Source organism: Kribbella sp. NPDC056861, from assembly GCF_040687575.1.
Taxonomy (GTDB): Bacteria; Actinomycetota; Actinomycetes; order Propionibacteriales; family Kribbellaceae; genus Kribbella.
On record NZ_JBFBNQ010000001.1, the window covers coordinates 488,160 to 502,877 of the forward strand.

The 14,718-nt window shown below is 68.7% G+C and carries 14 protein-coding genes; 9 read left to right on the forward strand and 5 right to left on the reverse strand.

Annotated features, from left to right (window positions below; genetic code table 11):
• The first annotated feature begins 17 nt into the window (after nt 1-17).
• The 3 genes from AB0P21_RS02140 to AB0P21_RS02150 all read left to right on the forward strand — a co-directional run bounded on the left by AB0P21_RS02140 (nt 18) and on the right by AB0P21_RS02150 (nt 2,929).
• Nucleotides 18-1,028 (forward strand): sucrase ferredoxin, encoded by a 1,011-nt coding sequence (locus AB0P21_RS02140; RefSeq protein ID WP_363693102.1) that lies wholly within the window; start codon nt 18-20, stop codon nt 1,026-1,028.
• On the forward strand, nt 1,025-1,543 hold the full coding sequence (locus tag AB0P21_RS02145; RefSeq protein WP_363693104.1) for a carbonic anhydrase: 519 nt from the start codon (nt 1,025-1,027) through the stop codon (nt 1,541-1,543). The genes AB0P21_RS02140 and AB0P21_RS02145 overlap by 4 nt, the downstream gene beginning before the upstream one ends.
• 75 nt (nt 1,544-1,618) lie before the next feature.
• Nucleotides 1,619-2,929 carry a hypothetical protein gene (locus tag AB0P21_RS02150; protein WP_363693106.1) on the forward strand — a complete coding sequence of 437 codons (1,311 nt, stop codon included), beginning with the start codon at nt 1,619-1,621 and terminating at the stop codon, nt 2,927-2,929.
• Between the two features lie 3 nt (nt 2,930-2,932).
• On the opposite strand, the gene AB0P21_RS02155 is transcribed toward AB0P21_RS02150, so the two are convergent.
• Genes AB0P21_RS02155 through AB0P21_RS02165 form a run of 3 tightly spaced genes read right to left on the reverse strand, consistent with a single transcriptional unit; the run spans nt 2,933 to nt 6,174 of the window.
• Nucleotides 2,933-3,394, reverse strand: coding sequence for a VOC family protein (locus tag AB0P21_RS02155; RefSeq protein WP_363693108.1), 462 nt, complete (start codon nt 3,392-3,394; stop codon nt 2,933-2,935).
• Nucleotides 3,395-3,433: 39 nt separating this feature from the next.
• Nucleotides 3,434-4,093, reverse strand: a complete 660-nt coding sequence (locus AB0P21_RS02160; protein ID WP_363693109.1) for an HAD family hydrolase — start codon at nt 4,091-4,093, stop codon at nt 3,434-3,436.
• Nucleotides 4,090-6,174: a DNA topoisomerase IV subunit B gene (locus AB0P21_RS02165; protein WP_363693110.1), complete on the reverse strand. Its 2,085-nt coding sequence runs from the start codon at nt 6,172-6,174 to the stop codon at nt 4,090-4,092. Before AB0P21_RS02165 ends, AB0P21_RS02160 begins: the two co-directional genes overlap by 4 nt.
• A gap of 456 nt (nt 6,175-6,630) precedes the next feature.
• Here AB0P21_RS02165 and AB0P21_RS02170 point away from each other — a divergent pair, with 456 nt between their 5' ends.
• The gene (locus tag AB0P21_RS02170; protein ID WP_203590115.1) at nt 6,631-6,879 is read left to right on the forward strand and encodes a hypothetical protein; all 249 of its coding nucleotides are present in this window, start codon (nt 6,631-6,633) and stop codon (nt 6,877-6,879) included.
• A 118-nt stretch (nt 6,880-6,997) separates the two neighbouring features.
• Here AB0P21_RS02170 and AB0P21_RS02175 read toward each other — a convergent pair whose 3' ends face one another.
• Entirely contained in the window at nt 6,998-8,476 is a 1,479-nt protein-coding gene (locus AB0P21_RS02175; protein WP_363693111.1) for a PLP-dependent aminotransferase family protein, read from the reverse strand.
• A gap of 86 nt (nt 8,477-8,562) precedes the next feature.
• Between AB0P21_RS02175 and AB0P21_RS02180 the strand changes: the two genes are divergently transcribed.
• On the forward strand, nt 8,563-9,192 hold the full coding sequence (locus tag AB0P21_RS02180) for a LysE family translocator (RefSeq protein ID WP_363693113.1): 630 nt from the start codon (nt 8,563-8,565) through the stop codon (nt 9,190-9,192).
• Here AB0P21_RS02180 and AB0P21_RS02185 read toward each other — a convergent pair.
• Nucleotides 9,189-11,171: a glycogen debranching N-terminal domain-containing protein gene (locus AB0P21_RS02185; RefSeq protein ID WP_363693114.1), complete on the reverse strand. Its 1,983-nt coding sequence runs from the start codon at nt 11,169-11,171 to the stop codon at nt 9,189-9,191. The genes AB0P21_RS02180 and AB0P21_RS02185 overlap by 4 nt on opposite strands.
• Nucleotides 11,172-11,212: 41 nt before the next feature.
• Here AB0P21_RS02185 and AB0P21_RS02190 point away from each other — a divergent pair, with 41 nt between their 5' ends.
• From AB0P21_RS02190 to AB0P21_RS02205, 4 genes are all read left to right on the forward strand, one after another.
• On the forward strand, nt 11,213-11,698 hold the full coding sequence (locus AB0P21_RS02190; protein WP_363693115.1) for a DUF456 domain-containing protein: 486 nt from the start codon (nt 11,213-11,215) through the stop codon (nt 11,696-11,698).
• A 164-nt stretch (nt 11,699-11,862) separates the two neighbouring features.
• Nucleotides 11,863-12,429: a hypothetical protein gene (locus tag AB0P21_RS02195; RefSeq protein WP_363693117.1), complete on the forward strand. Its 567-nt coding sequence runs from the start codon at nt 11,863-11,865 to the stop codon at nt 12,427-12,429.
• 84 nt (nt 12,430-12,513) lie between these two features.
• Nucleotides 12,514-13,215, forward strand: coding sequence for a response regulator transcription factor (locus AB0P21_RS02200; RefSeq protein WP_363693118.1), 702 nt, complete (start codon nt 12,514-12,516; stop codon nt 13,213-13,215).
• A complete protein-coding gene (locus tag AB0P21_RS02205) occupies nt 13,215-14,705 on the forward strand; it encodes a HAMP domain-containing sensor histidine kinase (protein WP_363693120.1) in 1,491 nt (496 codons plus the stop codon). Before AB0P21_RS02200 ends, AB0P21_RS02205 begins: the two co-directional genes overlap by 1 nt.
• Nucleotides 14,706-14,718 lie beyond the last annotated feature (13 nt).

The following is a 14,718-nucleotide window of genomic DNA, read 5'->3' on the forward strand; positions in this document are numbered from 1 at the left end:
TGGCGTACCTTAAGCCTGTGAGTGCATCACACGAGCAGGCCGGCAGATCGGACCTGTGCTCGATCATCTGCCGTTCGCTGCAGGAACCGCTGGCGGGAACCTCCATCATCGCCACCGGCTGGATCCTCGTGGAGCAGCCCGGTCCGTGGGGTCACGACGCCATCACGCAGAGCCATCTCGACCCGGTGTTCGGGGCCGAGTTCGATGCCGAGGCCAAGAAGGCCGACCTGCGCTTCGGCCTGATCCGCTCCCCCGGCAAGCATTCCGACGCCGTACCCCGGGCGCACCGGGTCTACGTCGCCAGCACCGTGCCCGGCCGCAGCTGGATGCTCACCGGCTGTGTCCCCGACCCGACCATGCTGGCCGACCTCGACCTCGAAGCGGTTCGGCACGGCGATCTCAAGGGTGCCGTCGCGTCGCTGCCAGAGCTTGCCCCGGTCAACGAATCGATCCTGCTGGTCTGCACCAACGGCAAACGCGACGAGTGCTGCGCCGTGCTCGGCCGCCCGATCGTCAAGGCGGCCTCGGCCACCGCACCCGGCCGGGTGTGGGAAGCAAGCCACCTGGGCGGCCACCGGTTCGCGCCAACAGCTACGCTGCTGCCCGCAGGGATCACCTACGGCCACCTCGACGTGGAGACGGCCGCCGCCATCCTCGCCGCGGCCGACCGTGGCGAGACCGTCCTCGAGAAACTGCGCGGCCGGTCCACCTGGACCAAGCGCGGTCAACTCGCCGAGATCACCGTCCGCCACCTCATCGGCGAGGCCGGACTCGACGCCCTCAGTGTCGTCACGGAAGACGTGGAGACCGTCACGGTCCAGCACGTCGACGGACGCGTCTGGACCGTCGAGGAGATCGGGGAGACCGCCTACCCACGCCGCCCGGAGTCCTGCGGAAAGGAGCCTTTCGCCATGTCGATCCTCCGTGCCGGAACAATCACCCCCGGACGTGTCGCACCCGGAAGAATCACCTCTGGAGCCACTGAAATCGTCAGCCCCGAAGCCGTCGCCACCGGAGCAGCGCGATGACCGCCGGTGACACCCCCGCGCTGACCGGCTTCGAGGACCTGCTCGCCGCCAACGCGGAGTACAGCCAGAACTTCCAGTACAGCGGCTTCGACGGCATCGCCCACGCCGGCGTCGGCTTCGTCACCTGCATGGACTCCCGGATCCCGCCGCTGGAGCTGCTCGGCCTCAAGCCCGGCGACGCGAAGGTACTGCGCAGCGCCGGCGCCCGGGTCACCGAGCTGACCCTCACCGGCCTGGTCCTCGGCGTCCAACTGCTCGGCGTCCGGCGGATCATGATCGTGCCGCACACCCGCTGCGCGATGGCGTCGATGACCGAGGACGAGATGCGCGCCAAGGTCGAGCTGGCAGCAGGCAAGCCGGCCGGCTACCTGCCGCTGAACGTCATCCCCGACCAGCTCGAGGCACTGCGGCACGACGTCGCCGCGGTCCGCGAACATCCGCTGATCGGCGACGAGATCCTGGTCGGCGGCTTCATGTACGACGTGGACAACGGCCGGCTCACCCAGATCAGCTGACGGTCAGGGCCTGAATACCGTCCGCAAGCCCGCAGATCCCTCGGCCCGCCGCCCGGGATCTGATAGAAACCAGGTATGAGACTCCGCCCAAGCTCTCTTCCGCGTTTCGTCCTGCTCGGAGCGCTGGCCCTGGCCACCGCCCTGACCGCCGCTCCGGCAGCGACGGCGACCCCGCTCACCGACCAGTCCCGCAAGCCCAGCTGCTTCGACGCAGGGGTCGCCGGGACGGTCGAGGAGCAGCGTCTCGACAACGGCATCGCCGGTGGCCCGTCGGTCCCGGCGGAGATCTTGGCGAGGTCCGGTTTCGACCGCCAGGTCAGGCTCTTCAGCAAGCTGCTCTGCGCGACGCCGAGCAAGGCGGCGGCCAATGCTCTGGTCCGCGTCCAGGGCGAGGTGCTGTGGCGTACTGCGACACACCGCGCCCAGCACCCGCAGACCGCGCCAGCGCTGCCGTCCACCGATGACCGCGGCCTGTACTGGGCCCGCATCTCGATGGCCTACGCGCTGCGCCAGTGGCAACCGCACTTCACCCTCGGTACGGCGGATCGCGCGGAGCTGATCCGCACTCTCGAGTACTCGTCGCGTGGCATCACCAGCACCCGGTTCTCCCCCGGCGTCCAGAAGATCCTGGTCACCGGGTTCGACCCGTTCACGCTGGACGCCGACATCCGGATCGGCAACCCGTCCGGCGCCAACGCGCTCAGCCTCGACGGGCAGCGCTGGAAGGTGAACGGCAAGACCTACGAGATCCAGACCCTGGTGCTCCCGGTCCGCTACACCGACTTCGACGAGAGCATGGTCGAGAACGCGCTCGCGCCGCACTACCGGGGCGGCCCGCAGCACGCCGACCTGGTGATGACCGTGAGCCAGGGCCGGGTCGGAATCTTCGACCTGGAGGCGTTCAACGGGCGCCGCCGGTCGGTCAGCTCGATCGGCGACAACAACAACCTCTGGGGCGGCGGCACCGTCAACGCCCCGGTCGTCTCGCCGAGCATGCCGGCCGGACCGGAGTGGATCACCTCCAGCCTGCCGCTGGCCCGGATGGCGGCCGCCGAAGTACCGGCCCAGTTCCGCACCCGCGTGAACACCTCGGTGCTGGAGATCCCCGCCGGCCAGACCCTGCCGGTACGCCGTCCTGACGGTCCCACCGCCGGCTCGATCGCCTCCGAAGGCGCCGGCGGCGGCTACCTCAGCAACGAGGTTGCCTACCGCAACACTCTCCAGCGCGACCTGCGTGACCCGTCGATGCCGGCCGGCCACCTGCACGTCCCGGTCCTGCAATTCGACGTGGCCAACAAGACCGCGATCACCGACCCGACGTACGAAGCCAACCGCGACCAGATCGTCGCCGGCGCCCACTCCGTACTGCGCAAGGCGCTCGGCTAAGCCTCACTTGTTGTCGGCGAAGCCCGCCTTGGCTGCGTCCAAGGCTGCTTCGCCGACATCGCGCAGATGGGTCGCGACCGACCAGCGGACGCCGAACGGGTCGCGGAAGGTCGCGGCGCGAGCGCCGTAGAAGGTGTCGGCGAGCGGCTTCTCGATCGTCGCACCGGCCTTCTCAGCGGCGTTGACGGTCGCGTCGACATCCGGCACGTAAAGGTTCAGCGCGTACGTCGGAAGCCCGTCCGCAGCAGGTGACGCGACGCCTACCTCCGGGTAGGCGTCGGACAGCATGAAACCGGCGCCGGCGATCTCCAACTCAGCGTGACCGATCCGCCCGTCGGCGCCGACGAACGGCGTCTCGGTCGGGCGCGCGCCGAACACCTCGCTGTACCACTCGATCGCTTTGGCCGCGTCGCGGCAGCACAAGTACGGCGTCAGAACCCGGCCGTGCGGCGGAAGGTAGCTCATGGCCGCCATCCTGTAGCAGCCGCCCTGGCGATGACCAGATCAGCTCGCGAGTATGACTGGAAAAGCCTGCAGTACTGACGCAAAGTGATGGGTCGCGGTGCGGTCCGGTGTCGCGGCCGCCGGGTGATGGTTGCCCACCAGCACGGTCGACAGCCCGGCCGCGATCCCACCGGCGATGTCGTACGCCGGGTGGTCGCCGACCATCCAGCCGCCGATCAGCGTCGCGCCGGTCTGGGCCGCGGCGATCCGGAAGATCCGCGGATCGGGTTTGCGGACGCCGACCGCTTCGGAGATGCAGCAGTAGTCGACGACCGCGCCGATCCCGGTCCGCTCCAGCTTGAGCGATTGTTGCCTGACGCCACCATTCGTGACGACGGCGACCCGCCAGCCCGCAGTACGGAGGGAGACGAGGCCGGCCACCACCGGGCGTGCCACCGAGACGAAGGTCGGATGCTCCTGGTCGTAGGCGTCGACCATCGCCGACACCTCGTCGGTCAGCCCGAAGCGTTCCTTGACTCCTGCGAACAGGTCAGGACGCGGCCGGAAGCCGCCCTCGTCCTGCGCCAGCAGCCACTCGACCGCCTCCGCGCCGAGCCCCTCGCGCCGGACCCACCACTCCGCCCACGCACGGAAGGCCCTGTCTCGATCGATCAACGTGTTGTCGAGATCGAAACAGGCCAGCCGCGGCACCGGGGTCATGCGTCGATGCGGTTCTCGTCCAGCTCGTAGGCGCCCTGCACGATGAACTCCTTGCGGGGTGCGACGTCGTTGCCCATCAGCAGGTCGAACACGCCCGCGGCGGCTTCACCGTCGTCGACGGTCATCCGGCGCAGGGTGCGGTGCCGCGGGTCGACGGTGGTCTCCGCCAGCTGGTCCGCGTCCATCTCGCCGAGACCCTTGTAGCGCTGCGGGGGCTCCTTCCACTTGACGCCCTTCTTCATCAGCTCGGCGGACTTCCGCTGGTACTCGGCGTCGGAGTACGTGTAGATGTACTTCTCCTGCCCCTTCTTCGGGTTGGTCAACTCGAAGCGGTGCAGCGGCGGCACGGCGGTGTAGACCCGGCCCGCGTCGACCAGGGGCCGCATGTACCGGAAGAACAGCGTCGCCAGCAGGCAGCGGATGTGCGCGCCGTCGGAGTCGGCGTCGGCCATGAAGATGATCTTGCCGTAGCGGACCTGCTCCAGGTCGAAGGTGCGGCCGGAGCCGGCCCCGACCACCTGGATGATCGAGGCGCACTCGGCGTTCTTGAGCATGTCGGCGACGGACGCCTTCTGCACGTTCAGGATCTTGCCGCGGATCGGCAGCAACGCCTGGAACTCCGAGTTGCGAGCCACCTTGGCGGTACCGAGCGCCGAGTCGCCCTCGACGATGAACAGCTCGGAGCGGTCGACGTCGTTGCTGCGGCAGTCGGCCAGCTTGGCCGGCAGCGCCGACGACTCCAGCGCGGTCTTGCGGCGCTGCAGCTCGCGGTGCTGACGGGCGGCCACCCGGGTCCGGGAGGCCGCGACGACTTTCTCCATCACCGCGCGCGCCTGCGCCTTCGCCACGCCCTTGGTGGAGCTGAGGAAGGCCTCCAGCTCGGTCTGCACGACCTTCGCGACGATCCGCGAGGCGGCCGGGGTGCCGAGCACCTCCTTGGTCTGGCCGTCGAACTGCGGCTCGGACAGCCGGACAGTGACCACCGACGTCATGCCCTCGAGCACGTCGTCCTTGATCAGCTCCTCGCCGCTCTTCAGCAGCCGGGTGCCGGTCAGCGCACTGGTGAACACCTTCGGCAGCGCCCGCTCGAAGCCGGCCACGTGGGTGCCGCCCTTCGGCGTCGCCACGATGTTCACGAACGAGCGCAGCTCGGTCTCGTAGCCGTCGCCCCAGCGGACCGCGATGTCGACCTCGAGGTCGCGCTCGACGTCGGTCGGCGTCATGTGGCCGGCGTCGTCGAGCATCGGCACGGTCTCGGTGAAGTGGCCGGTACCGGACAGCCGGACCACCTCGGTGACCGGCTGGTCGGTGGCCAGGAACTCGCAGAACTCGCTGATCCCGCCCTCGTGCTTGAACGACTCCTCGGTCGGCTCGTCCGTGCGCTCGTCGCGCACGACCAGCTCGAGGCCGGGCACCAGGAACGACGTCTGCCGGGCCCGGGTGACCAGCTCGTCGTAGTTGAAGGCGGCGTCCTTGGTGAAGATCTGCCGGTCGGCCCAGTACCGGATCCGGGTGCCGGTGACGCCCTTCTTCGCGCGGCCGGCCTTGCGCAGGCCGATCGCCGGGACGAAGCCCGCGTCCGCGCCGTCGGCGTCGAACTCGCCGGCCACCCCGCGCCGGAACGACGTGGTCCAGGTCACACCGCCGCGGTCGACCTCGACGTCGAGCCGCGCGGACAGCGCGTTCACGACGGAGGCGCCGACACCGTGCAGACCACCGGAGGCGTTGTACGAGCCGCCGCCGAACTTGCCGCCAGCATGCAGCTTGGTGAAGACCACCTCGACGCCGGAGAGCTTGGTCTTCGGCTCGATGTCGACCGGGATGCCGCGGGCCTTGTCACGGACCTCGACCGAACCGTCGCCGTGCAGGACGATGTCGATCCGCTGACCGTGACCGGCCAGCGCCTCGTCGACGGAGTTGTCGATGATCTCCCACAGGCAGTGCATCAGACCGCGACTGTCGGTCGAGCCGATGTACATACCGGGCCGTTTGCGGACGGCCTCCAGCCCTTCGAGGACTAGCAGGTTGCGCGCGTTGTACGTCGGGTCGAGCTCGGTACTACGAGGCGTCGGGGCGGCCACTGGGCTCCTTCACTGGTTCACAAGCAGACAGCGCACGCCGGCCGGAACCGGCGTACCCGGACAGCCTACGCAGCCGGACCCCCGAATTCCGCCCACGCCACCCGGTGTCAGCCGGTCCTCCCTGGTTGGTGTATCAGGCAACCATGCTGGGTACTGACCCAGAACCAGATACCGTTGGCCAGGAAAGGCGTTCCAGCAGATATCGATCCGGACTCGTCAGCGTGTTTTACGACACTCCGCTCATGTGCACGCAGTGACCAAGAAGTAGCGCACAGTGAAAGAAGACACGCCCGACACCGGTTGGAAACAGCAGATCACCCGAATCCGAAACGATTCCCCGTCAATATGCGTCATAAGGGAACGGGTAGTTCGTCTCACATTCGGACACGCTGTCCCTACCGGGAAGTGATCCGCATGTCAGGATGTTGCTATCTGGTGAGTACGGAACTAGATGAGATGAGGCCTCAAGTGACTACAGCACTCGCCCCGAGTTCGACCCTGTCGGCTGCGGACCGTTGTGACCGCTGCGGTGCGCAGGCCTACGTTCGGGTGACCCTGACCAGCGGTGGGGAGCTACTTTTCTGCGCCCACCACGGACGGGAGCACGCGGACAAGCTGCGCAACATCGCGATCACCATTCACGACGAGACGGGCAAGCTCGAAGACAAGCCCGCCGAGTCGGTCCCTGCAGAGGGCGACCGGTAACCCGGCCTCGCGGCGCCAACGAGGGCGCCTCCCACTCCTGAGCTTCGATGGCGGTCACCCGGAAGGGTGGCCGCCATCCTTCATGTCCGCGGCCGTCCACAGGTCAGCCGCTGTGCGTTCACACGATCGTCGGTACGGCGTCCGCCGGCCCGTGCCGCCGCAGCTCGCGCCACGCCGAGGCCAACCGGTCGACCGCCACCGACATCACCTCCGCGGAGTAGCTGAACGGCACCCGGAGATGGTCGTCGTGCTCCCCGGTCGGATCCATTGCGCGTCCCGCAACGACCTCGACGCCGTGCCGCAGCGCCACTTGCGCGAAAACCCGGGCATCGGTGTCCGGTAACTGGATCCACAATGCGGAACCACCAACGGGTTCTTCCCACCGCCATTCCGGTAGGCGTTCCGTCAACAACTGACCCATCAGGTGTTTTCTGCTCGTCGCCATTTCCGCCCGGGCCGCGGTCAGCTCGGTCAAACGCGGTAACAATCGCGCGGTGAGGGCTTGGTCGATCACCGGACTGCCGAGATCGGCCAGCGCCTTGTGCCGGGCGAGCCGCTCCGCCAGTGGTCTCGGCGCGCGGATCCAACCGATCCGAAGGCCGCCCCAGACAGCTTTCGACACCGATCCGATGGTGAGCACCTCAGCTTCCTTCGGAGCGTAGGCAGCCAGCGGCGCGGGCAGGTCAGGACCAGTTGGATCCCAGGCGGAGTACGCGTTGTCCTCGACGACTACGACACCGTGCTTGGCTGCCAGCTCAGCAACCTGCCTGCGTCGCGCGGCCGACATCAGCCGGCCGGTCGGATTGTGGAAGGTCGGCATCACGAACAGCATCGCCGGCTGATGCTGCTGGAAAGTTGCGGCCAGCAGATCGGGGCGTACCCCCGCGTCATCCAGCGGTACGCCGACCACGCGACCACCGGCGGCCCCGAACAGGTCGAAACAACCCGGCCAGCTCGGCTGCTCGATGGCGACCGCCGCGCCGGTGCGCAGATACATCTGGGTCACCAGGGCGATCGCCTGATGGGCGCCACTCGTCACCACGATCTCGTCGGGGCTGGTCGGCAGGCCGGACTCCGCGAAGTGGTCAGCGATGCGCTCCCGCAGTACCTCCAGGCCTCGTGGGTGGTAGCCGACGCCTTGCAGCAGCAACGGCAACTCGGTGCGCGCCAGGTCTTCCACCTCGGCCGCCAGTTCGGGGATGCCGGGGTCGACGGCGTACGTCATCGCGATCACGTCGCTCGGGCCGTGGGCGATCCGGTGGAACAACGATTCGCCGTACCCGGTGGGCATGCGCTTGTCGGCGCCTGACCGGCCCTTCGCGGCGGCCTGGGCGACCGTCGTACCGCTGCCTCTGCGGCTCTCGACCAAGCCGCGAGCCCGCAGTTCGTCGTACGCCGCTACTACGGTCGAGCGGCTCACCGCCAAGGCGTCGGCGAGTGGACGCTCGGCGGGCAGCCGGGCGCCGACCGGCAGCTCGGACGAGCCGATCAGCGCGGCGATCGTGTCCGCGAGCCGGCGGTAGAGGCCGCCGGACCGGTTGGTCAGCTGATGTCCGATCACGGCAGCCAAGGCGGCCGGGTCGCCAGAACGGTCCACTTCTCCCTCGATTGGCTCGGGTGGACTGGATCCACTCTCGCCAGGCTAGTACGTGGCAGTCCAATTCGAGAGTGGTGGAGGGTGAGATGGGGATCGGGCAGGCGCTCGGGTTCGTCGGAGCGACAGTGGTGCTGGTCGGGATGCCGGGGCCGAACAACATCTACATCTCGTTGCGCAGCATGACCCAGGGCCGGCGCGCGGGGGTGGTCTCCGCCTTCGCCATCGAGACCGGATCGATCGTGTACATCCTGCTCGCCGCGCTCGGTCTGGCCGCCGTGGTCCAGGCGTCGCCGGTGGTCTTCACCGCCATCTCCCTGGCCGGTGCGGCGTACCTGGCATTTCTCGGACTCCGGAGCCTCCGCTCGACTGACGGCTCAGGAGTCGGTGCCGTCAAGGTGACCTCGCTCGGCCGGATCTTCCGCGAGGGCGTCCTGGTCAACCTGATGAATCCGAAGGCGGCGCTCTTCTTCCTTGCCTTCCTCCCCCAGTTCACCACCCGCGGCGCCGGCACCGGCCAGGTCCGCAACGAGATGCTGCTACTCGGCCTGGCGGTGCTGGTGATCGGACTGCTGTTGGACCTCACCTACGCGCTGGGCGCCGACACGCTGGCTCGCCGCTTCAGGACGGCAGGGCGGGGCCGTGGTGTGGCGAAGTACGTTGTGGCCGGCATCTATCTGAGCATCGCGGCGGTCGCCGCGATCGAAGTGCTCGCCTAGCTGACGGTCAGGACGCCGCCGTTGAGCTCGACCGACAGTCTGTGGTCGCCGACCCGCAGCCCAGTCAGCTTGAGGCGTCGCCAGGCGAGCTGGTCTGCGGGAGCCACGTCGAGGGTGCCAGCAGGGACGTTGGGGTCGATCCCCAGGGCTGCGACCACGACGGCGACTGCTGAGGCCGCAGCCCAGGCCTGCGGGCGGCAGGAGAGTGGGTACGGCGTTGGGCGGCTCTCCTGGTCGGCACCGTCGCCGCCGTACAGCTCGGGAAGGCGGTAGTCGAAGGCTTCGGCTGCGTTGATGAGCCCGCGCACGTACGACGTCGCAGTGGCGGCGTGGCCCGCGGCGTACAGGCCCTGGACGGTCATCGCGGTGTCGTGTGGCCAGACGCTGCCGGTGTGGTAGCCGAGCGGGTTGAAGCGAGTCATTGCCTTGGACAACGTTCTGAGGCCGAAGCCGCTGTTCAGGTCGAGGCCGGCGAGTTGGTTGGCGACCGCTGCTTCCTCGGCCTCGCCCAGCAGACCGGTGCCCAGCAGGTGACCCATGTTCGAGGCCGGACCAGCGACCGGCCGCTTGGCCCCGTCCAGAGCGATGGCGGGGTAGCCGTCGACCCAGAAGCTGGCGCGGAAGCGCTCTCTGAGACCGGCCGCCCACTCCCGCCAGGCGTCGCCTCCCTCGAACGCGAACGCGTCCAGCAACTCGGCGCCCGCGATCGCGGCGGCGTACGCGTAGCCCTGGACCTCGCAGAGCGCGATCGGGGCGGTGGCCAGCGTGCCGTCAGGCCACTGGACCGAGTCCCGGGAGTCCTTCCAGCCCTGATTGGCCAGGCCGTGCCCGGTCTCGTCGAGGTACTCGAGGAAGCCGTCCCCATCGGGATCTGCGAAGTCGCGAATCCAAGTGAGCGCTCTCTGCAGGTTCGGCAGCAACGCCCGTACTTCGTCGGTCGGCATCCCCCAGCGCCACGCCTTGTGCAGGGTGGTGATCCAGAGCTGGGTCGCGTCATGCGTGCCGTAGTACGCGGCGGGGAGCACCAGGCCGCCACCGTGATCGGCGACCTCGGCTCGCAGCTCGTGCGGGATCTTGCCGGGCTGCTCGGCGGCCGTGGGATCGACGCGGGTGCCCTGATGCGCGGCCAGCGCGCGAAGCGTCCCGGCGGCCAACTCGGGGTCGACCGGGATGAGCATGCCGGCCGAGATGAGCGAGTCGCGACCGAAGAGCGTCAGGTACCAGGGCGGTCCCGCGCCGAGATAGCGCTCTCCCCCGTCGGCTGCCAGCTGCAGCCCGGCGAGATCGTCCAGGGACCGTCCCACCCAGCGAGCGACTCGCTGGTCGTCACAGTCGAGCGAGATGTCGTCGTACGTCGGCCGGCTCGCCGGAGGCTCGATGCTGAAGCCGTCGGCGGGTGGGAAGCTCGCCGTCAACCTGAGGGTGATGGTGATCTCCTGACCGGCATCGACCTTCAACCTCCAGCTTTGGTTGAGGTCTGGGGCCGGATCGAAAGTCACGCTGACCCGGGTGCCCGAGCCGTCTTCCCAGTGCAGGCCGTCGACGTCGACGGTCGGCTCCAACGCGGGGAGGTCGGCAGCTGCCTCGCTGCGGACGGCCGCAGTACCGGCGAGATCGGTGCCCAGCGCTACGACCAGCTCGCAGTCGATGGTGGTGTGCGACCGGTTCACCAGCGTGAGGCGCTCGGTGACGCCGTGGCCGTCCACCTGGCGAGTGCGCCGCAGCGTCACGGTCGGGTCGTGGCCGTCGTCGCCGAGACCAGCGAGCACAGCGGCGTACCGGGTGGTGCTGGTGGCGGGCTCGTCCACCTGGACCGGCGTCGGGAGCCGGCCGTCGACGGTGACCTCGAAGCGGGACAGGATCCGGCGGTCGCGGGCGTAGACCCCCTCGGCGCCGGTGCCGGTCAGCTGGCCCGATCGCGGCGACAACACCACCCAGGGAGCGGCCAGCGTGGTGACGAGATCATGAAGGTCAGGCATAGGTCCACCCTAGGACGGCCGATCTACGGCAGAGTGGCGGCGTGAACACCGTTGCGACTCTTCTGGTCGGCGTGGCGATCTTCGTCGGCATCATCGGCATCATCGTTCCGGTGCTGCCCGGCGCGATCCTCAGCCTGGCCGCGATCCTGGTCTGGGCGCTGGAGGTGCAGAGCTCCATCGGCTGGATCGTGTTCGCGGCCGCCGTGGTCCTGATCGGTGCCAGTCAGGTGGTCAAGTACATCGTGCCGGAGCGCCGGTTGCGCGAGTCCGGCGTACCGCGGCGGTCGATGTTCGTCGGGGTGCTGCTCGGCATCGTCGGGTTCTTCGTGATCCCGGTGGTCGGCATGTTCGTCGGCTTCCCGCTCGGCGTCTACCTGTCCGAGCGGCAGCGCCTCGGCGCCCACGACCGGGCCTGGGTCTCCACCAAGCACGCGCTGCGGGCGACGGGGCTGTCGATCGTGATCGAGCTGATCGGTACGTCGCTGGCGGCGGCCGTCTGGCTGGTCGCGGTGCTGTTCCTGGTCTGAGGTCCCAGCCTGCGTCGCGGGGTTGCCAGGGTTCGGGTCGCCAGGGTTCGGGTTGCCAGGGTTTTGCCAGCACCGGCGAAGGCTCGTCTCAGGTCCGCTGCGGAGAGTGGGACGACCAGTACCAGGTGACCCGCTTGGTACGCAGTACCGGGAGGCACTACAGCATGGAGTCGAACCAGAAGCTGACCAACAAGAGCTGGCGGGTGGCCGGCACCGTTGCGGCGGTCGTGGTCACCACCGCGGCCGGCGGAGTCGCCTGGGCGACCACCAGCGCCGATCCGACCCCAACTCCGAACCCGACCGCTTCACCGTCGGCACCGGCCAAGCCCAACGCGACCGAACCGGCCAAGCCCAACGGACCTGGTGGACCGGGCGGACCTGGCCGGCACGGTGAGCTCGGGATCGGGATGGGCCGGGCGCTGCACGGCGAGTTCACGGTCGAGAAGGAAGGCGGCGGCTACCAGACCGTCGCGACCCAGAACGGCGAGGTGACCGCGGTCAGCAAGGACGCGATCACGGTGAAGAGCGCCGACGGCTACAGCAAGGAGTACGTGGTCACGGCCGACACCCTCGTCAACGCGACCCGGGACGGGATCACCAGCATCAAGACCGGCAACACGGTGACCGTCTCGGCGATCGTCGCCGACGGCAAGGCGAGCGCCACCAGCGTCAGCGACGGCAGCCAGCGCGACGCGGCGCAGAAGAAGTGGGGCTTCAAGGGACCCCGCTAGTTCGGGGCTGATCCGGCGGACACTCACAGCCGATTGCCAGGAACCTCCCAGTGATCGCACACCTGCGGGCGTAAGACTGTGACCATGAGCCCGCATCTCCTGGTCGTCGACGACGAGCCCAACATCGTCGAACTGCTGTCCGCGAGTCTGCGCTTCGCCGGGTACGACGTGACCACGGCGACGCACGGCGCCGAGGCGCTGCGCAAGGCGCGCGAGGTCGAGCCGGACCTCGTCGTACTCGACGTGATGATGCCGGGCCTGGACGGCTTCGAGGTGGTCCGCCGGCTGCGCGGTGAGGACCGGCACGTACCAGTGCTGTTCCTCACCGCGCGCGATGCGGTCGAGGACAAGGTGCTCGGCCTGCACACCGGCGGCGACGACTACGTGACCAAGCCCTTCAGCCTGGACGAGCTGGTCGCCCGCGTCCGCGCGCTGCTGCGCCGCTCCGGCCACCGCGAGCAGACGACGACAGAGGCCGCCGTACTGCGGTACGCGGACCTGGAGCTGAACGAAGACAGCTACGAGGTATTCAAGGCAGGTGAGGCCGTGCAGCTCTCGCTGACCGAGTTCAAACTGCTGCGCTGCCTGCTGGAGAACGCCGAGCGGGTGATGTCGAAAGGCCAGATCCTCTCGGCCGTCTGGAACTACGATTTTGCGGGCGACGCCGGCGTGGTCGAGTCGTACATGTCGTATCTGCGCCGCAAGGTCGACACCGGCGACCAGAAGCTTTTGCACACGGTCCGAGGCGTCGGCTACGTACTGCGCACTCCCCGGGGCCCGAACTGATGAACGGCCATCGGCGCATCACTGACCGCTACCCGTTGCGGATCACCATTGTCCTGGTGCTCCTCACCCTGGTCACGGCCGCGCTACTCGCCTCAGGTCTGGTCGCGACGACCATCATGCGCGGCTACCTGATCGACCGGGTCGACGGCCAGTTGCAGGATGCGGCGAAGCAGCTGACAGCACCCCGCAACGCCCCGTGGCAAGGCGCACCCGATCCGGGGCGCGGGCCGAAACTCCCCAGCGTCTTCATCGTCCAGCGCTTCGATCCGAGCGGAACCCGGATGGAAGGGCCGATCCGCCAGCCGCTCGACCAAGCGGCGGCGCAGCCGGCGCTTCCGTCACTGACGCTGGTCCAGGTCCAGGGACGAGGCCTCAGTGCCTTCGATGCGTCTGCCGCCTCCGGTGACGAGTCCTTCCGCGTGGTCGCCACTCCGCTGCCCAACGGCGATGGCTATCTGATGGTGGCTCAGAGCCTCGGCGACATGAAGCAGACCCTGCAGAAGCTGGTTGGCGTGCAGATCGCTGCCGGAATCATCCTACTCGTGCTGTTGGCCGGCGTGGCGACGTATGTCGTACGGCGAAGCCTCCGCGGTCTCGAAGACGTCGAGCACACAGCGGTCGCGATCGCCGGTGGTGACTTGAGCCGCCGCGTGCCGCAGCGTGATCCGCGGACCGAGGTGGGGCGCCTCTCGCTTGCGCTGAACCAGATGCTCGGGCAGATCGAAGGCGCCTTCGCGCAGCGGACCGCCTCCGAGTTCGCGGCCAGGCGGTCCGAGGATGCTGCTCGGCGATCCGAGGAGAACGCGCGGCAGTCGGAGGAGCGGATGCGCCGGTTCATCGCCGACGCTAGCCATGAACTCCGGACGCCATTGACGTCCATCCGCGGGTTCGCGGAGCTGACCCGGCAGAAGGGTGCGGCGGCCGATCCGGCGACGATGAAGCGGATCGAGGACGAGGCCAAGCGGATGGGTCTGCTGGTCGACGATCTGCTGCTGCTCGCGCGACTCGATCAGCAACGGCCGTTGCAGCACCAGCCGGTCGACCTGCTCACGCTGGCGGGCGACTCGGTGCACGACGTACAGGCCGTTCAGCCTGGGCGGCAGATGAAGCTGCAGATCCTGCCGGACTCCGGCGCTCCGGTGGTGAGCGGCGACGAGGCGCGGCTGCGGCAGGTGCTGGGCAACCTGGTCAGCAACGCGCTCCACCACACTCCGGTCGAGGCTCCGATCACGCTGTCGGTCGGCACCCGGGCCGGTGAGGCGATCCTCGAGGTGGCCGACACCGGACCTGGTCTGGACGACCAGCAGAAGGCGCGAGTCTTCGAGCGCTTCTATCGCGCCGACTCTGCACGGACACGAGTCACCGGCGGCTCAGGGCTGGGCTTGTCGATCGTCGCCGCGCTGGTCGCGGCCCACGGCGGCAAGGTCACCGTCACCGACACGGTCCCCCACGGCGCCACCTTCACCGTCCATCTACCGATCGCGGAGTAGCAGCCCGCCTCCG